The sequence below is a fragment of the Pseudomonas sp. TH08 genome, assembly GCF_016651275.1.
In the GTDB taxonomy this organism is placed as follows: Bacteria; Pseudomonadota; Gammaproteobacteria; order Pseudomonadales; family Pseudomonadaceae; genus Aquipseudomonas.
Map to the genome: position 1 here is coordinate 1,504,861 of NZ_JAEKEE010000001.1, position 19,645 is coordinate 1,524,505.

Genomic DNA, 19,645 nt, shown 5'->3' on the forward strand with positions numbered 1-19,645 from the left:
GCAGGCTCGCTCCCACATTTGGAATGCGTTTCCCCTGTGGGAGCGAGCCTGCTCGCGAAGGCGCCGGATCTGACGACCCAGAGTTGGGATCAATCAGCGCAAGCCATCGCGAAACTGCCCCGGCGTCATCCCCGTCCAGCGCTTGAACGCGCGGCTGAAACTGCTGGTATCGGCAAACCCCAGCAAATAACTGACCTCACTCAACGAACACTGCGGATCGCGCAGGTGCAACAGCGCCAGATTCTCGCGGCTCTCATTGAGCAATGTGTCGAAGCGACAACCCTCATCCGCCAGATGCCTTTGCAAGCTGCGCAAACTCAGGTGCAACGCCTGGGCAATCCGTTCTGCACTCGGCTCGCCTTCCGGCAATTGTTCTTCAATGGCGTCGCGCACCTTGCGCTCCCAGGTCAGCGGTTGCAGCTGAGCCATGGTGCGTTTGAGCACGGCTTCGTTGTGTTCGGCGAGTTCCGGGTTGGCGTCGTCGAGGTGGCTGTCGAAGTCGGCGAGGGCGAACTCCAGGCGATCCTCGGCACAACCGAAATGCACCGGGGCGCGGAAGACCTTGTGCCATTGGTGCGCATCGGTCGGTTCCGGGCGGCGCAGATAAACCGCCAGTGGCGCGTAATCGCGGCCGAGGCGATTGCGGCAGGTGCGCACGTAGATGGCGGCGAAGGCGTCGATGGCCTCGAAGGCCGGTGCAGGATTGCCTGACGGAATTTTCAGACGGAATTGATAACGGTCGTCGCTGCGGCTCAGTTCCAGTTGCAGCGCGTCACTGACCACCGGGTGATAACGCACGATGCGTTCGAACACTTCGCGCAGGCTGCCGCTGGCAACCAGTGCATAACCGAGCGCATGGAACGTGGTCGGGCTGACGAAGCGCGACACGCGCAACCCGATTGCCGGATCGCCACTGACCTGCACGGCGATCTCCCACAGACGCGTGGTTCCGGACAGTGGATAGCGCGCGTTGGGATCATCCATCAAGTTCGGGTCGAGCCCGGCCTGTTGGCACAAAGCAATGCTGTCCAGCCCCAGCGCATCGAGTTGTTTGCGCAAGGCACGGGTCCAGCTGGCGAGGGAGGTCGGTTCCTTCATGCTGATTGGCGCTTCCGGTCAACAGGTTGGCGTTCTCGGCTACCGCGATTCGAACTCTTGCAGGGCACGATGCGAACATCATAAACCCGAGGATGGAAGCATGGACGGTACTTCTGCAAGTCCCCAGCGACACAATGCGGCCCAGCGATCAGCGCATATTCGCGAAGTGGTGCTGGCCAAAGGCGTCGAATTGCGCGAGCGCTACCCGATTCTCAAGCATCAGGATGCGTTGGGCGCGGGGATTCTGGCGGTTGCCCTGATCGGCATGATTGGCTCAGCGGCGCTGTACATCAGCGGGCACATGGCCTGGTGGGTGTGTTTGTTGCTCAACGCATTTTTCGCCTCGCTGACCCACGAGCTGGAACACGACCTGATTCACAGCATGTATTTTCGCAAGCAGCGCGTGCCGCACAACCTGATGATGGGCCTGGTGTGGCTAGCGCGGCCGAGCACGATCAACCCGTGGATTCGTCGCCATCTGCATCTCAATCACCACAAGGTCTCCGGCACGGAAACCGACATGGAAGAACGCGCGATCACCAACGGTGAACCCTGGGGTTTTGCACGTTTGCTGATGGTCGGCGACAACGTGATGTCGGCGTTCATCCGCATGCTCCGGGCCAAGACCTGGGCGCACAAGTTCAGCATCATCAAGCGCACGTTGAAGGTCTATGCGCCGCTGGCGCTGGTGCATTGGGGCGCGTGGTACGTGTTTCTCGGTTTCCATGCAGCGAATGGCATTGCGCATCTGCTGGGCTCGCCGATCGAGTGGTCAGCGACCACGCTGGCGGTGATGCAAGTGATCGACATCGCTGCTGTGGTGATCATCGGCCCGAACGTGTTGCGCACCTTCTGCCTGCATTTCATCAGCTCGAACATGCATTACTACGGCGACATCGAATCGGGCAATGTGCTGCAGCAGTGCCAGGTGCTGAATCCATGGTGGCTGTGGCCGTTGCAGGCGTTCTGCTTCAACTTTGGCAGCAGCCACGGGATCCATCATTTTGTGGTGAAGGAACCGTTTTACATTCGTCAGCTGACCGTGCCGGTGGCGCATAAGGTGATGCGTGAGATGGGGGTGCGGTTTAATGATTTCGGCACGTTTGGACGGGCGAACCGGTTTGTTCGTCGGGATGAAGTTGCGAGTGAAGAGGTGCGTACAGCCCGGGCTTGATGGTTGGCTGCACGGGCCTCATCGCGAGCAGGCTCGCGATAGCTAAACCTCAGGCAACCTCAATCCGGCTGGAACGGCGAAGCACTCAGGATCACCCCGGTTTCCTCGACATACTGCTGCCAATGCCCGATCAGCGTGCTGAGCTTGTCCGGCTGACTCAACGCCAGATCATGAATCTCCCCCGGATCACTGCTCAAATCATAAAGCTGCCACGTCGCCGGCCCTACCGGCCCAGGGATCCACACCGCTTTCCACGAGCCCTGACGAATCGCCCGCCGCCCGAACAACTCCCACCCCGTCACGGTATGCTCGTCATGCACTTGCGCCGTCTCGCCGGACAAGAAGCCCAACCAAGATTTACCCCGCAACGGCGCCACCGGTTTGCCGTGCCACTGCTTGCCCGGATGACGTACGCCGGCCAGGTCGAGAATGGTCGGGGTGATGTCCATCACCGTGCCGAAGCCATGGCTGATCTGCCCTTTGATCGCCAACTGCGGATAGTGCAGCAGCGCCGGCACGCGAATCCCGCCTTCGGTGGTAAACGCCTTGAACAAGCGCGATGGCGCAGTCGCCACCTGCGCCCAGTTCGGCCCGTACCAGACATAGGAATTGGCCCGGCCGATGTTGTCCAGGCTGTTGTCGTAATGCTGACTGAGGTACGCCACCAACTCCGGACCAAACTTGGGGAACGCTTCAAGCAGCGCGCCCTCGGCACCGTTGTCGGACATGAACAGGATGAACGTATTGTCGAGTTGCCCCTGCTGGCGCAGGTACTCGACGACCCGGCCGATGTTCCAGTCCATGCGCTCGACCATCGCCGCGTAGACCTCCATCGCCCGCGCGGAAATCTGTTTTTGTTCCTCGCTCAACGCATCCCACTGCTGGGTCAGTTGAATCAGCGGATGCGGCTCGACGTCCGGCTCGATCAGGCCCAGGGCTTTGAGTTTTTCCAGGCGTTCCAGGCGCAGCACTTCCGGGCCTGCGTCATAGCGGCCACGGTACTTCTCGACGAGGTCAGCCGGCGCCTGCAATGGCCAATGCGGCGCGGAGAACGGCAGGTAGGCGAAGAATGGCCGGGTCTGGTCACGCTCCTTGAGGTACTGCAGCAACTTGTCGCCGAAGGCGTCGGAGGAATAGAAATCCTTGGGCAATTCGTCGATGAAAGTGTCGTCTTCGATGTACAGCGCCGGCGTGGATTTCAGCAGGCCCGGGGTCTGCTCATCGTAGGTGGGCTCAAATCCATAGTGGTTGGCTGCGCCGGGCAACAGCGAGAACGAACGCTCGAAACCCCGCGCGTGCGGCGCCAGCTCTGCGGTCAGGCCCAAGTGCCACTTGCCGCTCATCAGCGTCTGGTAACCGGCTTCACGCAGCAATTCGGGCAGCGCGACGACGCGATCGTTGAGGTAACCCTCGTAACCCGGTTTGCCGATCAGCTCCGGCGTCAGCGTTTCGGCCATGGTGCCGATGCCGGCGATGTGGTGGTCGGTGCCGGTCAGCAGCATTGAGCGCGTCGGCGAGCAGGTCGGTGCGGTGTGAAAGTCCGTCAGGCGCAAGCCGTTATTGGCCAGCGCATCAAGGTGCGGCGTGGCGATTTCGCCGCCGAACGCACCGAGGTCGGAGAAGCCGAGATCGTCGGCCAGAATTACCAGAAAATTGGGACGTTGCGGCATCGCAAAACTCCTGTTCAGCAGGCAATGAACGTCAGCGGCAGATCGCGGATCTGTACCGGCACGCTCGGTTGGTAATGGTCGTCGCTGGTCAGTTCGTGCAATAGCTCTTCACGCAACTGATGGAAATCGAAACTGCTGCGCTGGCGTGGGTGCGGCAGGGCGATGTCGACCACTTGCTTGATTCGCCCCGGACGCGGCTCCATCACCACCACACGGTCGGCGAGAAAAATCGCTTCTTCGACGTCGTGGGTGACCAGGATGGTGGTGATTTTCGCGCGGGCGCGGATCGCCAGCAGCTCGTCCTGCATCTGCTGACGGGTAAGCGCGTCGAGCGCACCAAAGGGTTCGTCGAGCAGCAGAATTCTTGGGCTGGCAACCAGGCCGCGAGCAATCGCCACACGCTGCGCCATGCCGCCGGAGAGCTGGTGCGGATAAGCGCGAGTGAAGTCACGCAAGCCGACCAGATCGATGAAATCGTTGATCCGCTGTTGCTTCTGCGCGGCGCTCAACGGCTCATTGACCAGACCGAGGCCGATGTTGTCGGCGACGGTCAGCCACGGGAATAAACGGTGTTCCTGAAAGACGATGCCGCGCTCGCCGCCAATGCCGCTGACGGCTTTGCCGTCCACGGTAATCTGCCCGCGAAACTGCGTGTCGAGACCGACCAGCAAGCGCAGCAACGTCGATTTGCCGCAGCCGCTGGAACCGACGATGGCGACGAATTCACCTTCGGCAATGTCCAGGTTGAATTCGCGAATCGCCTCCAGTTCGAAACCGTCGACGTCGAAGGATTTGCCTACGTGGTTGAAGCTGACAATGGGTGCGTTCATGCGTGTCTCCAGCGGGTCGCGCGAATTTCCAGGCGTTGGCCAATGAGGTTGAGCAGGGCGCCGGTGAGGCCGACGAAAAGCATGCAGGCCATGATCAAATCCATGCGCAGCAGTTGTTGCGCGCCGATCATCTGGCTGCCGATGCCGCCGTTGGACGGCATGAAATATTCGGCGCCAATGGTGCCGAGCCAGGCGTAGATCAGGCTCAAGCGCAGCCCGGCGAAAATCCCTGGCGCCGCGCCCGGCAGCACCAGTCGGCGCAGCCGTTGGCCGAGGCTCAGGCGCAGCACTTGTGCGGCTTCGTTGAGTTGTGGCGAGAGGTTGGCGACGCTGCGTTGGGTGGCGATGAACAGCGGAAAGAACGCGGCGAGAGCGACGAATACCCACTTGGCCAGTTCACCGAGGCCGAACCAGGCGGTGAGCAACGGCACCCAGGCGAAGATTGCGATCTGGCGGATTGCCGCAAGGGTTGGGCCGAGCAGGCGTTCGCTGATGTGCGACAGGCCCAGCAGCAAACCGAGGGCGAAACCGAGCCCGCCACCCAACAGCAAACCACCGAGGGTGCGGCCCAGGCTGAGGGCCATGCCGCTGATCAGGCTGCCGTCGAGCAGACCGTCCCATGCAGTAGTTAAAACGGCCAGCGGACTGACCAGAATATTCGCGTCGACCCACTGCTGTTCGTTCGCCAATTGCCACAGCGCCAGCAAGCTCAGCGGCAGCAGCCACGGTTGCAAACGCTGCCAGCCTTGATAGCGCGGGCCGCGACGAATTTCGGCAGTGGCCGGGTGCGGCCAGTGCACCAGTTTCTTGTCCAGCAAACCGATGCCGCGATCCATCGCCACGCCGATCAAGCCGATGACCACGATGCACACGAAGACAATGTCGAGCATGAACAACTGGCGTGCCCAGACCATCAGGTAACCGATGCCTTCACTGGAGGCGAGCAGCTCGACCGCGAGCAACGAAGTCCAGCCAGCCGCCAGCGCCAGACGCACGCCGGCCATGAACGCGGGGAGAGCGGCGGGCAAGACCAATCGTCGAATCAGCAGGTGTGGCGGCAGGCGCAATACGGCGGCGGCTTCGCGCAGTTTCGGTTGGGCGTCGCGAACGCCGATCAGTGTGTGCAGCGTCACGGGCACCACGATGGCTTTGATCAGCACCACCAGTTTCAGCACTTCACCGATGCCGAAAAACACCATGAATAACGGAATCCACGCCAGCGTCGGCACCTGCGACAGTCCGGCAAACGTCGGAAAGATCAGGCGTTCCAGACGAGTACTGAAACCCAGCGCTGCACCCAGAATCGCCCCTGCCGAAATCCCTGCAAGCAGCCCCCAGAACAACCGTTGCAGGCTGATCCACAAATGACTCCACAGCTCGCCATGCGCCAGCTCGACGGCGCTGTTCCACACCAGTGATGGCGCGGGCAGGATCTGTTCGCTCATCCAGGCATTGCGCGCGGCCAGCCACCACAGGGCAAACAGGCTCAGCGGCAGCAGCCAGGGCAACACGCGTTTATTGATGCTGGGCCAGGTGCGCCGACTTTTCAGCGGCGGCGCCGGCAGCGGCAGGCTGAGCAGGGATTGACGGGCCATGGGTGACCTCCGTTGTCGGGTTGGATCGATCAAGATCAAAAGATCGCAGTCTTCGACAGCTCCTACAGGGGGCGCGTCCGTGAGTTCACCCCTGTAGGAGCTGCCGAAGGCTGCGATCTTTAGCGGTATTAAATTCAAACAAATAGTTATATGGATTCTGTTTATTTATATATTTGGAAATAAGCCACGCCATTTAAGGCTTCTGGCCCACACGCATCCAATGCATTCGGAGAATATTTTCCATGCTGTTAATGCATACGCCGCTGCGAGCCCCGTGGCTGCTTGCTTAGCGTTAAAAGATATAAAAATGTGCGTTTATAGTATTTAAGCGAAGGTGCTCGTTCAGCCTACTTTCGGCTCTTCAACGCCTGTCGTGATCAAGGAGCCCCACCCATGAACCTTCCCTTCAAACGCGTTTTCAGCCTGTTTGCCGCTCCTGCGCTGGCGGGCTTGCTGGCGTTCACCGCTCACGCCGACGAACTCAAGGAAATCAGGATCGCCGTGCCCGACCTGAGCGCCGGCACTCAACACAGTGGCGGCGGCGTGGTCGACGTGCTGCGCGATCAGCAGATCTTCGAAAAAGCCTTCGCTGATCAAGGCATCAAGATCCAGTGGAATTTCTTCAAAGGGGCGGGCCCGGTGATCAACGAGGCATTCGCCAATGGTCAGGTCGATCTGGCGTACCTGGGCGATCTGGCGGCAATCATCGGTAAATCCAACGGGCTCGATACGCGGCTGTTAAGCGCCAGTGCGCGCGGGGTGAAGCAGTATCTGGGCGTGGTGCCGGGTTCCGGAATCAAGACCTTGCAGGATCTCAAAGGCAAACGTGTGGCGATCTTCCGTGGCACCGCGACGCAACTGTCGTTCGATGCAGCGCTGGCCAGTCAGGGTCTGAGCGAGAAGGATCTGAAGGTCATCAACCTCGACTTCACCGGGGCGACCGCCGCGCTGGCAGCCAAGCAGATCGATGCGTCGTGGGGCAGTTCCGGTTTGGCCGCTTTGCAGACCAAGGGCCTGGCGGAGTTGCCGCTTAACACCAGGGATCTCGGTGGTGCGGGCAGTGTGCAGTCGGTGCTGGTGGGCACTGGCAAATTTGTCGATGCGCACCCGGAGGCAGTGGCGAAATTGCTCAAGGCGCAGCAGCAAGCCGTTGAGTGGTTGACGCAGGACAGCAACAAGGACGCTTACGTGCAACTGGTGTCCGGGCTGGCGAGTTATCCGCCGGTGATCCTCACCGAAGATCTGAAAGATCAGAAGTTGAGCGACGTGTTCCCGTCGACGCTGGATCCGGTGTTCCTTGGCAGCTTGCAGGACAAGGTAGATCTGGCGGCGCAGCAGAAGCTGATTCGCAAGCCGTTCAAGGTCAACGATTGGGTGGCTCCTGAGTTGGCAGCGGCCAAGCTCTGAATCTCTGGCGGCTGATCTGGCGTCTTCGCGAGCAGGCTCGCTCCCACAGTTGGAATGCATTTCCCTGTGGGAGCGAGCCTGCTCGCGAAGGCGTCTTCAAACGGCGACGCTGACTTCCTGTTTATCCACCGCCACCAGCGTCTCAATCATCGCCCGCGCCGCCGGCGACAGCCGATACCCGGTGCGACTGACAATCCCGCAACGCGCGTTCATGCTCTCCAGGTTCTGCGGCAGATTGCGCCAGTGCAACAACACCAGCGAACCCTTGGCGATGTCCTCGACAAACGCCTCTTCCGTACCCACGCCAATCGCATTCGATTGCAGCACCACTTTCACCAGCGCCGGAAAATGCTCGGTCTCGATGGTCGGGGAAAAATCGATGCGCCCGCTGAGGTTTGCCAGCAATTTGCGAATGCCCGGCGGGATCAGCGTGGTCGCCAACGGGTAGTCGAACATGTCGTTGGTCGACAGGCTCTCCTTGGCCAGCAACGGATGCCCCGGCCGGCAGAAAAACACCCCGCGTTTGGGCGTCAGCGCCTGAGTCTGGAAATTCGGATCGGCTTCGAAATGGCGGATGTCGGCGATGAAGAATTCGATCTCTTCACGGCTCAGTGCGCGGCTGAGTTTTTCCCAGTTATCCACCTGAAAACAGGTACGCACTTTCGGGTGAGCGTTGATGAATTGCGCCACCGCATCCGGGACCAATTTCACCGCCGGCGCCGGGCCGCAGCCGAAGTGCACTTCGCCGGCATCGAGCTTGGTCATCTGCGTCACTTCGGCACTGAGCAACGCCGCGCCCTGCACCAGGCTGAGGGCGTGTTGCAGCACCACCTGGCCTTCCGGCGTCGGGCGCAAATCCTTGTTGCCACGATCCACCAGCACGCAGCCGAACTCCTGCTCCAGCCCTTGAATGCTGCGGCTGAACGCCGGTTGAGTGATGCCCATCGCGTCCGCCGCACGGACAAAACTGCGGTGTTCGTTAAGGGCGATTAAGTAACGCAACTGGCGAAGATCCATATGCTTTTCCGGCATCCTAAAAATAGCTCGAAGGCATTTGCGACGAGGGTTGCTAGAGGTTTTAAATGCAAGCTCTTATTCCGTCAACGAAGCATGTGAATATCTATTAGATGTAAATGGAATATAGATAGAGCGTTGTTTCGCTGCCGTCCAACCGCAAGCAGTCGATGAGGGTCTACCCATGAGCAATGCCGCACTCGCTGTAAAACCCGCTGTCCACGTGCTGGATATTCATCCGGTGGCCGGTCGTATCGGCGCCGAAATTCGTGGTGTGCACCTGTCCGGTGAACTGGACGCTGCCACTGTCGAAGCCATTCAGCAGGCGCTGGTTCAGTACAAGGTCGTATTCTTCCGCGAGCAGACCCAGCTCGACGATCAGCGTCAGGAGGCTTTCGCGCATTTGCTCGGTGAGCCAGTGGCGCACCCGACCGTGCCATCGCGCGAAGGCACGCGTTATTTGCTCGAACTGGACGGCGCTGAAGGTCAGCGCGCCAATTCCTGGCACACCGACGTGACCTTCGTCGACGCTTACCCGAAAGCCTCGATCCTGCGTTCGGTGGTGGCCCCGGCGTACGGCGGCGATACCCTGTGGGCCAATACCGCGACGGCTTATAACGGCTTGCCGGCCGAGCTGCGTGAGCTGGCTGACAAACTGGTCGCCGTGCACAGCAACGAATACGACTACGCCAGCGCCAAGCCGGACGTCTCCGCAGAGAAGCTTGAGCGCTATCGCAAGGTCTTCACTTCGACCGTTTACGAAACCGAGCACCCGGTAGTGCGCGTGCACCCGATCAGCGGCGAGAAGAGCTTGCTGCTCGGGCATTTCGTCAAGCGCATCAAAGGTTATTCGCAGGCGGATTCGGCGCATCTGTTCGGGCTGTTGCAGAGCCATGTGATCCGCCAGGAAAACACCGTGCGCTGGCGCTGGCAGGCAGGTGATGTGGCGATCTGGGATAACCGTTCGACGCAGCATTACGCGATTGATGATTACGGTACGCAGGATCGCGTGGTGCGTCGGGTGACGTTGAAAGGTGAAGTGCCGGTCGGGGTTTCGGGGCAGCGTAGCCAGACCATTAAAGGCCCTGATATCGGCGGCGTCTGATCTGACCCCATCGCTGGCAAGCCAGCTCCCACAGTGGAAAGTGTTGAACACAATGGATGTGTAAAACACAAACCCTGTGGGAGCTGGCTTGCCAGCGATGCTTTTAACTACCACACGCCGATCTGAACCACTTTCTCGGTTTCCGGCTCACCGTAACGAAAGCGCTGCCCCCGCAAATCTATCTCCTGATGACTGATCGTGGTGCGCCGTTTCAACCCGCGAACCCACTCGAACAAATGCCCCGCATGCTCCTCGCGCACCGCTGCGAATTCCGGGTCATCACCCAGATCACGCAGCTCCTGCGGATCATTCAGCAGATCAAACAACTGCGGCCGAAAGCCGTCGTACGCCAAATATTTCCAGCGTTCGCTGCGCACCATGGTCATTCGGCAACGGTCGATCGGCTGACCCAGACGCTCACGTGCCGGCGCCTGGAAGGCGTAGTCGTATTCGCTGATTGCATAGCGGCGCCAGTCCGGATTTTCTCCGTGCAAAAGTGGAATCAGGGAGCGCCCCTCAAGCCGATGTGCCGCGTCTGGCAGCCCCAATGCTTCAAGGAATGTCGGCAACGCATCGATGGTTTCCGCCAGTCGATCCTCTACGGTGCCGCGCGTAATGTCCGCCGCCGCCCGAGGATCGCGGACGATCAACGGCACGCCCACCGCCTGCTCCAGCAAAAACTCCTTCTCGCCGAGCCAGTGATCACCCAGGAAGTCGCCGTGATCGCTGGTGAACACGATCAGCGTGTCATCCCAACGGCCATTGCTCTGCAGAAAATCAAACAAACACCCGAGCTGATCATCCACTTGCTTGATCAGACCCATGTAGGTGGGGATTACAGTCAATCGTACTGAATCACGGGAGAAGTTGAGGCTTTCCTCATGCTGGCGAAAGGCAGTGTATACGGGGTGTTTGCTGGCTTCGGAGGACGTCGCGCGGACCGCTTCGAGAATCGATTTCGTACTGTACAAGGCGTGGTATGGCGCCGGTACGATGTAGGGCCAGTGCGGTTTGATATAGGAAAGGTGTAAACACCAGGATTTCTCGCCTTGCTCGGTGATGAAGTCGATGGCTCGATTTGTAGTGTAGACAGTCTCTGAGTGTTGCTCGGGAATTCGTGCTGGCAAATTCGCATGACGCATTTGCCAGCCGCTGAGGATTTCTCCGTTCTCGCCTTCGGCGGCGTTGGCCCAGTCGTGCCAGGGGTTTTTGCCGTCGAAACCGTGCTCGCGCAGGTAATGGGTGTAAGGCGCGGATTCGCGTTTTTCGTCGAATAACGGGTCATCGGGAAAGATGCCGTCATGACGAAAGTACGGTTCGAAACCGACTTCGTTGAGGATTTCGGCTTGTTCGCTATCGGGGTTGATCGCCAGCCGCTGCAAGGCATCGATATTCGCTGTCGCGTGGGTCTTGCCGACCAGCGCGGTACGAATACCGTGAGGGCGCAGGTAATCGCCAATGGTCAGCTCTTCCAGCGGCAACGGCACGGCGTTCCACGCTACCTGATGGCTGCTGACATAGCGCCCGGTGTAGGCCGACATCCGCGACGGGCCGCAGATCGTGCCTTGGGTATAGGCGCGGCTGAAACGCACGCCGGCGGCGGCCAGACGATCGATATTCGGCGTGTGCAGATGCGGGTGGCCGTAGCAGGACAGGTAATCGCGGCGCAGTTGATCGCACATGATGTACAGCACGTTGCGCACGGGTTTTTCAGGATGGGACATGGGGTTCACCGGTCAGAGAGACAGGTGAGGGTTTTCGCTTTCGCTGGGGGTGTTCGGCAAGTGCATTTGGAGACTGGGTTTTATGCAGGGAATGCATCGGTGCCTGGGCTGACGCCATCGCTGGCAAGCCCGCTCCCACAAGTCCCGGTTGAACACATTATTTTTGCCAGACGCACATCCTGTGGGAGCTGGCTTGCCAGCGATAGCGGTAGATCAGACAGCCAGATTCTCCAGCGAACAGACTTCCTCATCCACCGCATCAATCGCTTTGATCTGCTCAATCATCGCCTCCGCCAACGGTGACAACCGATACCCCGCGCGACTGACAATCCCATAGCGCGTGTACAACTCCTCAAGATCATCCGCCAATCCTTCAATGCGCAAACACACCAACTCACCCTTGGCCTGGTGCAACGCATCCGAATACGCCCCGACGATCCCGATCGCATCCGAACGCAGCACCACGCTGAGCAAACTCGAACTGTTTTCGCACTCCACATTCGGCGTGAAATCCGGTCGCCCGCTAAGGTCGACGATGACCTTGCGCAGGTTCGGCGGGCGAATGCTCACCGCCAGCGGATAGCTCATCAATTGCTCGGCGGTGACTCGATCAAAAGCCGCCAACGGATGCCCGGCGCGGCAGCAGAAATGCCATTTGCGCGGTCGCAAGCGATGCGTGTGGTAATCCGGATCTGCCTCGAAATGCCGGGTGTCGGCGACAAAGAATTCGAACTCCTCGCTGAGCAGTCGCTTGCTCAGACTCTGCCAGTCTTCGACCTGAAACTGCACCCGCGCCTTCGGGTAGCGACCGATAAAGCTGCCGATTGCGCGCGGGATCAATCCTGCGGCTGGCGCCGGCCCACAACCGAAGCGTAATTCCCCCGCCTCCAGCCCGTTGAACTGGCTGATTTCGTTGGCCATCTGCTGCGCACCGCTGACCAATCGCCGCGCATGTTCGAGCAGCACCTGGCCTTGTTTGGTCGGCGGTAATTCCTTGCGCCCACGGTCGACCAACTGACAGCCGACGCTGTGTTCAAGCGCTTGAATGCTGCGGCTGAACGCCGACTGCGACAGGTTCACCGCCTGCGCGCCAGCGACGAAGCTGCGTTGTTCAGCCAAGGCGATGAAGTGACGAAGTTGACGCAAGTCGATATGCATTTTTCACATAAAAAATATCCGGGAAATGCATTGGATATGCATTAGGTCGACTCCTTATAAAGGCAATCTCTTATGCAGTAAATATTTGTAAATCCATAAATAAATAACTTAAAAGAATATGCAGCGCTGACGATGTCTGTGTGTTTTTTGACCAGGAGCCGCGCCATGAGTCCGTTGAACCTTGCGTCACCCCTAACGCCACGACGGCTCAAACGCCTGCCCCTGGCCCTGTTGCTGGCGGGGAGCGCCAGCTGGACTCACAGCTATGCCGCCGAATCCGAAACCCCGGCGCCAGTGCCGACCGGCAAGCCTGCGGCCAACAGTTCGCAACTGGAAACCGTGACGGTCACCACCCGCCGACGTGAGGAAAGCTCGCAAGATGTGCCGACGCCCATGAGCGTGGTCAGCGGCCAGAATCTGGAAACGCAACGCGTCTATCGCATTCAGGATTTGCAGCAACTGGTGCCCAGCGTCAACGTCGCTTACATGCACGCACGGCAGTCCAGCGTGTCGATCCGTGGTTTGGGCAACAACCCGGCCAGTGACGGCCTGGAAGGCAGCGTCGGTTTGTACATCGACAACGTGTATCTGGGCCGTCCGGGGATGGCGGTGTTCGACCTGATGGACATCGAACAGCTCGAAGTCCTGCGCGGGCCGCAGGGCACGCTGTTCGGCAAAAACACCACCGCCGGGGTGATCAACATCAGTACCCGCGCGCCGACATTCACACCTGAACGCAGCATCGAAACATCGGTCGGCGAGGACGGCTACTTTCAAACCAAGGGCACGATTTCCGGGCCGTTGAACGATGAGTTGGCCGGACATTTTTCGGCTTATCGCACGCGCAGCGACGGCGACATCAAAAACGAATACAACGGCCACGACCTCAACGGCGGTTCGCGCGAAGGTTTCCGCGCGCAGTTGCTGTTCAAGCCCAACGAAGACTTCAACCTGCGCTGGATCGGCGACTACAACGAAGAGGATTCCAGCGCCGGCACCCGCGTGTTGTACAACACCGGGCCGACCATCAATGGCGTCAATCTCTACTCGGCCCGCGCGGCCGCTGCCGGCGCGACGCTGGTCAACGGTTCGCACCGCAAGGTCAACCTGGACAACGACCAGCACGTCACCGTGCATCAGGGCGGTACGTCGGTTGAGGCCAATTGGACATTGCCGAGTGACTTCACCCTGACCTCGATCAGCTCGTATCGGTTCTGGAATTTCACCCCGAAAAACGATGATGGTCTCAACGTGCCGGCGAGCTACAACGCCGGTGTATCGGTGGAAGACAAACAGTATTCGCAGGAATTTCGCCTGGCCTCGCCCAAGGGCGAGTTCTTCGATTACGTGGTGGGCGCGTACTACTTCGGCAACGACCTGGACAACAAATCCTTCGCCTATTACGGCCCCCAGGCCGACATCTGGAACGGCACGCCGCGCGGTGCGCTGGCCAATGTCGACAGCGTCGGTAACGGCCACATCAAGACCGACAGTTTTGCGTTGTTCGCCCAAGGCACCTGGCACCTCACTGAGCGGCTGGATTTCACCGCGGGCGTGCGCGGCACCTATGAAGAGAAAAGCGCCTGGGTGACGCGGAATGCGCCGGTCGGTGGCGCGGCTGTCACCGGCGCCGCAGCGACCGCACGACGCGGGCGTACCGGCGCCTACGATTCCGGTGATTTGAACCAATACAGTTCCAGTCCTTCCGGCTTGCTCAACCTCAGCTATCGAATCACCGACGATGTGCTTGGCTATGCGACGCTTTCCCACGGCGAGAAATCCGGCGGGGTCAACCTTGCGGTCGGCTCTGCACCTACTGCGGGCGCCGACTCGCTGCTGATCGGTACCGAGCGCGCCAATAACGCCGAACTCGGTTTCAAAAGCACCCTGTGGGACCACCGTTTGCAGCTCAATGCCAACGTGTTCTGGACTCAGGTCAACGCGTATCAGACTAACGCCTACGACGACGTCAACCGCGTGCAATACCTGACCAACGCCGGTTCCGTGCGCTCGCGCGGTGTTGAGTTCGAAAGCACTGTGATCCCGCTGCGCGGCCTCACGCTGAACTTCAACGGCTCTTACAACGACGTCAGTTATCTCTCTTACAAAGATGCGCCTTGCCCGCCAGAAGTCAGCCAGGCACCGGGCGCGCCAGCTTCTTGCGACCTCAGTGGTCATCAAGTGGTCGGTGCCTCGAAATGGATCGGCAACGCCAACGGCGAATACAAATGGAATCTGGATAACGGCTTCGAACCGTACGTTACCGCCAGCTACGCGTTCCGCTCAAAAGCCGTGGGCACGGTCGAGGATTCCGATTACGGCCAGATCCCGAGCTACGCGGTGGTCAACCTCTCTACCGGCCTGCGCGGCGACTTCAACCAGGGCCAATGGGACATCTCGCTGTGGCTGAAAAACGCCTTCGACAAAACCTATTACACAACCCTGTGGACGGGCGGCAACGGCGGCTATGAAGGCCTGCTCGGCACCCCGCGAACCCTCGGCGTCACCGGCCGCTACGACTTCTGATTCGACATTCAAGGAGCTGCATCATGTTGCGCATCAAAACAGCTTTACCGGTGTTGCTGTCCGGCGCGGTATTGGGCACCGGCGCCTTCGCCGCGCCCAGCGTTTATCCGACCGGTGTCACTCGTTATGACCCGAACAAGGCGTTCAATCAGTACGTGATTTTCAGTGGTGCCGACAAGCAGACGCACCTGATCGACATGAACGGCAACGAGGTGAAAACCTGGCCGCAGGCAGGTTTTCCATCAGCGATCATCGACCCGAAACTGGTCGGTGGTGAGCGCGGTCATGTGTTGCTGCAATTGAGCGACAAGGATCCGGGCAAGCTTGGTTCGGCCGGTAATGGCCTGGGCAATCAAAGCGTCGGCGAGCTCGACTGGAACGGCAAGGTCGTCTGGCAATGGGGCGACAAGGCGCCCGGTGGTGCGGCGCAACAGCATCATGATCAGCGCCGCTTGAGCAATGGCAACACCGTGGTCCTGGCGAACAAGGTGCACACGGTCAAAGGCTTCAAAGTGCCCGAGGTCATCGACGATGCGATTTATGAGGTTAGCCCCGACGGTGCGGTGAAATGGCAATGGCTGGCGTCGGAGCACCTCAACGAATTCGGCTTCACGCCAGAGCAACTGAAGCTGGTGCGGGCGAGTGAGGATGCGGATTACCTGCACATCAACAACCTCAGTGTGGTCGGGCCGAACAAATGGTTCGATGCCGGTGATAAACGCTTCAACCCGGACAACCTGTTGTTTGATTCACGCAACGCCAACTTCATCGCAATCATCGATAAAAACAGCGGCAAAGTGGTCTGGCGACTGGGGCCGAATCTGCCACTGATCAATCCAAAAGCGCCCCGGACATTACCGCGTCCAGTGGATCAGTTTGTCGGCCAGCACGACGCGCACATCATCCCCGCCGGACTGCCCGGCGCCGGCAATGTGCTGGTGTTCGATAACCAGGGCTCGGCAGGGTATCCGAACGTCACGCTGGGGCTGATTTCCGGCTCGCGAGTACTGGAAATCGATCCGGTGAAAAACCAGATCGTCTGGCAGTACAGCGCGGCCAATTCGAAACAGCCGGGGTGGGCGTTTTACAGCTCGTTCATCAGCAGCGCGCGGCGTTTGCCGAACGGCAACACGCTAATCGACGAAGGCATGAACGGACGGTTTTTCCAGGTCACGGCCAGCGGTGAAAACGTCTGGGAGTACGTCAGCCCCTACCTGGGCAAAGCCCCGGGCAGCGATGCCATCAGCAACTGGGTGTATCGCGCGTTACCTGTGAGTTATGACTGGGTGCCGCAGGGTACGCCGCGCTCCGAAACCGCTGTGATTGCACCGGTGGCGGGCCTGCCGCAGACCAACGCCAGTCGATAGTTGAATAATGAATCAAGGAAAATTCTTCAAAAAATATGGGTGTTACGCAAAAAGAGCTGCCACGTCCTTATAAGGTCTGGCGGCTCTTTTTTATGCGCAGTACTTGCTCATGGTTCTTCAGTTTTTCAGAAGATCAGTTGCCCGTGATCAAAATACAGGTTTGTGCTTTACAGCCTTTTTCCTGACTGAGCGTTACAAATTTGAACCCGGCTTCAGGCGTCGAAGTTGAAATGGTCAAGGCCGACGCTTTGTAGTCTTTGGCTTGAAAGCGATCCTCAGGGAGGACCACGGCACGCCACTTTCCTTGAAACACATAAATAGGAAAGCTGGTTTTGTTTCTTACTTCCAATTCAATCGGATTCACTGCCTCGGAAGCAGCTGTGGCGAGTGATAAAGGTGCCAACAATAGCGCCATATAGATCAGTGTCCATTTTCCAAATTGCATATTTACTCTTCCTGAGTCGATTGATAATGCAGCAGCGATCTAAAGCGCTCGCGACGCCTCACGCAACGTGATTGTTGTAAGTGAGGATGTATCCAGCCCATACCTTGGGCGAATATTTTCAATGCTTGAAAAGCATCGTTTTTTGCCTGCTTGGCTACAGGCCTTGATAGACAAGGGTTTGCGAAAAACGATCAATTTTAATATTTCTAAATCATCTATTCATAACGTTAAAGATTACTTTCGGAGATAAGCGTCTAGCCCAATGATTCACCCATCGATCGCGGTGGGGGCTTCAACAAACGGCGAACGACTGCTTGGTAAAGAGAACGCAAAAAAGACCGCAGGGAGTGAATCAATGGGCAATGTCCAGACCGCCGCCAGCGCAGAGGAATTGCTGTGGCGTCAGACGCCGAGTGGCGAATTGGTCGATCTCGGCCGGCCCCATCGTGTGCCGTTGGGGCAGTTGCGTTTGCAGCGCGCACCCAAAGGCATTCTGAGTCGGCGCGAGACAATTTTGCTCGGCGTGTTGGCGTTGTTGGCGCATGGCGCGGTGATCTACTGGATCAACCAGCAGCCGACGCCGACGCTGCCGATCGTGCCGCCGGAAATTCCACCGATGACCATCGAGTTTTCACGTCCGGCGCCACCCGCGCCGCCGGTTGTCGAGCCGCCACCGCCCGCACCTGTGGTCGAGCCTCCGCCGCCGGTAGAAGACGAATTGGCCGTGAAGCCGCCGCCACCGAAACCGATTCCGAAACCCAAGCCGAAGCCTGTGGCTAAACCGGTTCCGAAACCGGCGCCGAAAGATGTCGAGCAACCACCCGCACCACCACAACCAGCCGCTCCGGCCGCCGCGCCTGCGCCACCTGCACCGCCAGCGCCTGCACCGGTCACTCCGGCCTCGGCCAATGCCGCGTACCTGAAAAACCCGGCGCCGGAATATCCGTCACTGGCTCAGCGTCGCGGTTGGGAAGGCACGGTGTTGTTGCGGGTGCATGTACTGGCCAGCGGCAAACCGGGTGAGATTCAGATTCAGAAAAGCAGTGGCCGGCAACAGCTCGACGACGCGGCGCTCAGTGCCGTCAAGCGTTGGAGCTTCGTGCCGGCCAAGCAGGGTGATGTCGCCCAGGACGGCTGGGTCAGCGTGCCCATCGATTTCAAGATTCATTAAACCGAAACCAAATTCGCGCGAAATGTTTACACGAGGGAATACATCATGACGTTACTGGCATCTCCACTGGAATCCATCGAAAGCGCGGTGATCTGGCTGCTGGTGGTTTTCTCCGTCGCCACATGGGGCCTGGCTCTGCTCAAGGCTGTGCAGTTCGGTCGTCTGAAGGCGCAGGATCGCCGTTTTCATAAACGCTTCTGGGCGGCGTCGAGTCTGGATTCTGCCGCCGAGTTGAGTGAAACCCAGCCCGGCGCTGCGGCCCGGGTGGCACAGGCCGGTTACGCGGCGATTCAAGTCGGCGAGGCGCCGCAGGCCAATGATTTGAGCCAGGCGATCAACCATCAGGATCGACTGGAGCGCGCGTTGCGACAGCAGATCGTCCGCGAGCGCCGTTCGCTGGAGACAGGATTGGCGGTGGTTGCAAGTATCGGCAGTACGTCGCCGTTCATTGGCTTGTTCGGCACGGTGTGGGGAATCATGGAAGCGTTGAAGGGCATCAGCGCGGCAGGTTCGGCGAGCCTGGAAACGGTCGCCGGTCCGATTGGTGCGGCACTGGTTGCAACGGGTGTGGGTATCGCCGTCGCGGTACCGGCGGTGCTGGTTTACAACTACTTTTTGCGTCGTCTGAAACTGACGGCCGCCGATCTGGATGACTTCGCCCACGACTTCTACAGCCTGGCGCAGAAGAGTGCATTCCGCGTGCTGATTCATCCGGCGGCAAACAAAGTCGCCGCGCCGGGCAACGCGACAAAAGTGAAGGAGGCGTCCTGATATGGCCTTCTCCACGCAAGACAGCGATGAGGTACTCAGCGAGATCAACGTGACACCGCTGGTGGACGTGATGCTGGTGTTGCTGGTGGTGTTTATCGTCACCGCACCCCTGCTGACCAATGCGATCCCGATCAACCTGCCGAAGACTGAGGCGGTGGCGCCGGTCGAGCAGAAGGATCCGCTGGTGGTGAGCATTGATGGCGCCGGCAAACTGTTTATCAACAAGGACGAAATTCAGCCGGACTTGCTGGAATTCAACCTGAAATCGGCCAAGGCCAAGGACCCGGAAGTGCGCGTGCAATTGCAGGCGGATGATGGGGTGAATTACGGCGAAGTGGCGCGCGCCATGGCCTCGATTGAGCGGGCGGGGATTACCAAGTTGTCGGTGATCACCGCGCGTTAACAGAATTTACGTTTTTCCGGGGCCGTCTCCTTGGCAGGGTGCGGCCCTTTTTTTATTTCGGAAATTCTCCTGTGTAGGAGCTGCCGCAGGCTGCGATCTTTTGCTTTTAAAGATTCAGGATCAAAAGATCGCAGCCTTCGGTAGCTCCCGCACAAAGAAGTAATATGCAATTTGGGTCTTAATAAAT

At 59.2% G+C, this 19,645-nt stretch carries 16 protein-coding genes; 8 read left to right on the plus strand and 8 right to left on the minus strand.

The window, feature by feature from the left end:
• Positions 1-93: 93 nt before the first annotated feature.
• On the minus strand, positions 94-1,098 hold the full coding sequence (locus tag JFT91_RS07005) for an AraC family transcriptional regulator (protein WP_201231911.1): 1,005 nt from the start codon (positions 1,096-1,098) through the stop codon (positions 94-96).
• 100 nt (positions 1,099-1,198) lie between these two features.
• Here JFT91_RS07005 and JFT91_RS07010 point away from each other — a divergent pair, with 100 nt between their 5' ends.
• Positions 1,199-2,272, plus strand: coding sequence for a fatty acid desaturase (locus tag JFT91_RS07010; RefSeq protein WP_201231912.1), 1,074 nt, complete (start codon positions 1,199-1,201; stop codon positions 2,270-2,272).
• Positions 2,273-2,331: 59 nt separating this feature from the next.
• Here the strand turns inward: JFT91_RS07010 and JFT91_RS07015 are convergent, their stop codons facing one another.
• The 3 genes from JFT91_RS07015 to JFT91_RS07025 are packed head-to-tail and all read right to left on the minus strand — an operon-like array spanning position 2,332 to position 6,367.
• On the minus strand, positions 2,332-3,942 hold the full coding sequence (locus JFT91_RS07015; protein ID WP_201229785.1) for an arylsulfatase: 1,611 nt from the start codon (positions 3,940-3,942) through the stop codon (positions 2,332-2,334).
• Positions 3,943-3,956: 14 nt separating this feature from the next.
• Complete coding sequence (locus JFT91_RS07020; RefSeq protein WP_008080052.1) at positions 3,957-4,772, minus strand: ABC transporter ATP-binding protein; 816 nt, start codon at positions 4,770-4,772, stop codon at positions 3,957-3,959.
• Positions 4,769-6,367, minus strand: coding sequence for an ABC transporter permease (locus JFT91_RS07025; RefSeq protein WP_201231913.1), 1,599 nt, complete (start codon positions 6,365-6,367; stop codon positions 4,769-4,771). The genes JFT91_RS07020 and JFT91_RS07025 overlap by 4 nt, the downstream gene beginning before the upstream one ends.
• A gap of 393 nt (positions 6,368-6,760) precedes the next feature.
• Between JFT91_RS07025 and JFT91_RS07030 the strand changes: the two genes are divergently transcribed.
• On the plus strand, positions 6,761-7,774 hold the full coding sequence (locus JFT91_RS07030; RefSeq protein ID WP_201231914.1) for an ABC transporter substrate-binding protein: 1,014 nt from the start codon (positions 6,761-6,763) through the stop codon (positions 7,772-7,774).
• A 96-nt stretch (positions 7,775-7,870) separates the two neighbouring features.
• Here the strand turns inward: JFT91_RS07030 and JFT91_RS07035 are convergent, their stop codons facing one another.
• On the minus strand, positions 7,871-8,791 hold the full coding sequence (locus JFT91_RS07035; protein WP_201231915.1) for a LysR family transcriptional regulator: 921 nt from the start codon (positions 8,789-8,791) through the stop codon (positions 7,871-7,873).
• A 181-nt stretch (positions 8,792-8,972) separates the two neighbouring features.
• On the opposite strand from JFT91_RS07035, the gene JFT91_RS07040 reads away from it, so the two are divergent.
• On the plus strand, positions 8,973-9,893 hold the full coding sequence (locus tag JFT91_RS07040) for a TauD/TfdA dioxygenase family protein (RefSeq protein WP_201231917.1): 921 nt from the start codon (positions 8,973-8,975) through the stop codon (positions 9,891-9,893).
• Positions 9,894-10,000: 107 nt separating this feature from the next.
• Here the strand turns inward: JFT91_RS07040 and JFT91_RS07045 are convergent, their stop codons facing one another.
• Together JFT91_RS07045 and JFT91_RS07050 are read right to left on the minus strand one after the other, a co-directional pair.
• A complete protein-coding gene (locus tag JFT91_RS07045; RefSeq protein ID WP_201231918.1) occupies positions 10,001-11,617 on the minus strand; it encodes an alkaline phosphatase family protein in 1,617 nt (538 codons plus the stop codon).
• A 213-nt stretch (positions 11,618-11,830) separates the two neighbouring features.
• Positions 11,831-12,775: a LysR family transcriptional regulator gene (locus JFT91_RS07050; RefSeq protein WP_201229797.1), complete on the minus strand. Its 945-nt coding sequence runs from the start codon at positions 12,773-12,775 to the stop codon at positions 11,831-11,833.
• A 165-nt stretch (positions 12,776-12,940) separates the two neighbouring features.
• On the opposite strand from JFT91_RS07050, the gene JFT91_RS07055 reads away from it, so the two are divergent.
• Together JFT91_RS07055 and JFT91_RS07060 are read left to right on the plus strand one after the other, a co-directional pair.
• A complete protein-coding gene (locus JFT91_RS07055) occupies positions 12,941-15,301 on the plus strand; it encodes a TonB-dependent receptor (RefSeq protein ID WP_201231919.1) in 2,361 nt (786 codons plus the stop codon).
• A 23-nt stretch (positions 15,302-15,324) separates the two neighbouring features.
• Positions 15,325-16,668 (plus strand): aryl-sulfate sulfotransferase, encoded by a 1,344-nt coding sequence (locus JFT91_RS07060; RefSeq protein WP_201231920.1) that lies wholly within the window; start codon positions 15,325-15,327, stop codon positions 16,666-16,668.
• 133 nt (positions 16,669-16,801) lie between these two features.
• Here JFT91_RS07060 and JFT91_RS07065 read toward each other — a convergent pair whose 3' ends face one another.
• Positions 16,802-17,113, minus strand: a complete 312-nt coding sequence (locus JFT91_RS07065) for a hypothetical protein (RefSeq protein ID WP_201231922.1) — start codon at positions 17,111-17,113, stop codon at positions 16,802-16,804.
• 355 nt (positions 17,114-17,468) lie between these two features.
• Here JFT91_RS07065 and JFT91_RS07070 point away from each other — a divergent pair, with 355 nt between their 5' ends.
• From JFT91_RS07070 to JFT91_RS07080, 3 genes are read left to right on the plus strand one after another with little or no spacing between them, the layout of a single operon-like run.
• Complete coding sequence (locus JFT91_RS07070) at positions 17,469-18,284, plus strand: energy transducer TonB (RefSeq protein ID WP_201231923.1); 816 nt, start codon at positions 17,469-17,471, stop codon at positions 18,282-18,284.
• A 45-nt stretch (positions 18,285-18,329) separates the two neighbouring features.
• On the plus strand, positions 18,330-19,055 hold the full coding sequence (locus JFT91_RS07075; RefSeq protein ID WP_201231924.1) for a MotA/TolQ/ExbB proton channel family protein: 726 nt from the start codon (positions 18,330-18,332) through the stop codon (positions 19,053-19,055).
• A 1-nt stretch (position 19,056) separates the two neighbouring features.
• Positions 19,057-19,458 carry an ExbD/TolR family protein gene (locus JFT91_RS07080; RefSeq protein WP_003220570.1) on the plus strand — a complete coding sequence of 134 codons (402 nt, stop codon included), beginning with the start codon at positions 19,057-19,059 and terminating at the stop codon, positions 19,456-19,458.
• Positions 19,459-19,645 lie beyond the last annotated feature (187 nt).

Coding starts and splice junctions, on each gene's coding strand:
- JFT91_RS07030 (WP_201231914.1), top strand. CDS start 6,761: ATGAACCTTCCCTTCAAACGCGTTTTCAGCCTGTTTGCCGCTCCTGCG.
- JFT91_RS07065 (WP_201231922.1), bottom strand. CDS start 17,113: ATGCAATTTGGAAAATGGACACTGATCTATATGGCGCTATTGTTGGCA.
- JFT91_RS07035 (WP_201231915.1), bottom strand. CDS start 8,791: ATGGATCTTCGCCAGTTGCGTTACTTAATCGCCCTTAACGAACACCGC.
- JFT91_RS07055 (WP_201231919.1), top strand. CDS start 12,941: ATGAGTCCGTTGAACCTTGCGTCACCCCTAACGCCACGACGGCTCAAA.
- JFT91_RS07015 (WP_201229785.1), bottom strand. CDS start 3,942: ATGCCGCAACGTCCCAATTTTCTGGTAATTCTGGCCGACGATCTCGGC.
- JFT91_RS07070 (WP_201231923.1), top strand. CDS start 17,469: ATGGGCAATGTCCAGACCGCCGCCAGCGCAGAGGAATTGCTGTGGCGT.
- JFT91_RS07005 (WP_201231911.1), bottom strand. CDS start 1,098: ATGAAGGAACCGACCTCCCTCGCCAGCTGGACCCGTGCCTTGCGCAAA.
- JFT91_RS07010 (WP_201231912.1), top strand. CDS start 1,199: ATGGACGGTACTTCTGCAAGTCCCCAGCGACACAATGCGGCCCAGCGA.
- JFT91_RS07080 (WP_003220570.1), top strand. CDS start 19,057: ATGGCCTTCTCCACGCAAGACAGCGATGAGGTACTCAGCGAGATCAAC.
- JFT91_RS07040 (WP_201231917.1), top strand. CDS start 8,973: ATGAGCAATGCCGCACTCGCTGTAAAACCCGCTGTCCACGTGCTGGAT.
- JFT91_RS07025 (WP_201231913.1), bottom strand. CDS start 6,367: ATGGCCCGTCAATCCCTGCTCAGCCTGCCGCTGCCGGCGCCGCCGCTG.
- JFT91_RS07045 (WP_201231918.1), bottom strand. CDS start 11,617: ATGTCCCATCCTGAAAAACCCGTGCGCAACGTGCTGTACATCATGTGC.
- JFT91_RS07075 (WP_201231924.1), top strand. CDS start 18,330: ATGACGTTACTGGCATCTCCACTGGAATCCATCGAAAGCGCGGTGATC.
- JFT91_RS07050 (WP_201229797.1), bottom strand. CDS start 12,775: ATGCATATCGACTTGCGTCAACTTCGTCACTTCATCGCCTTGGCTGAA.
- JFT91_RS07060 (WP_201231920.1), top strand. CDS start 15,325: ATGTTGCGCATCAAAACAGCTTTACCGGTGTTGCTGTCCGGCGCGGTA.
- JFT91_RS07020 (WP_008080052.1), bottom strand. CDS start 4,772: ATGAACGCACCCATTGTCAGCTTCAACCACGTAGGCAAATCCTTCGAC.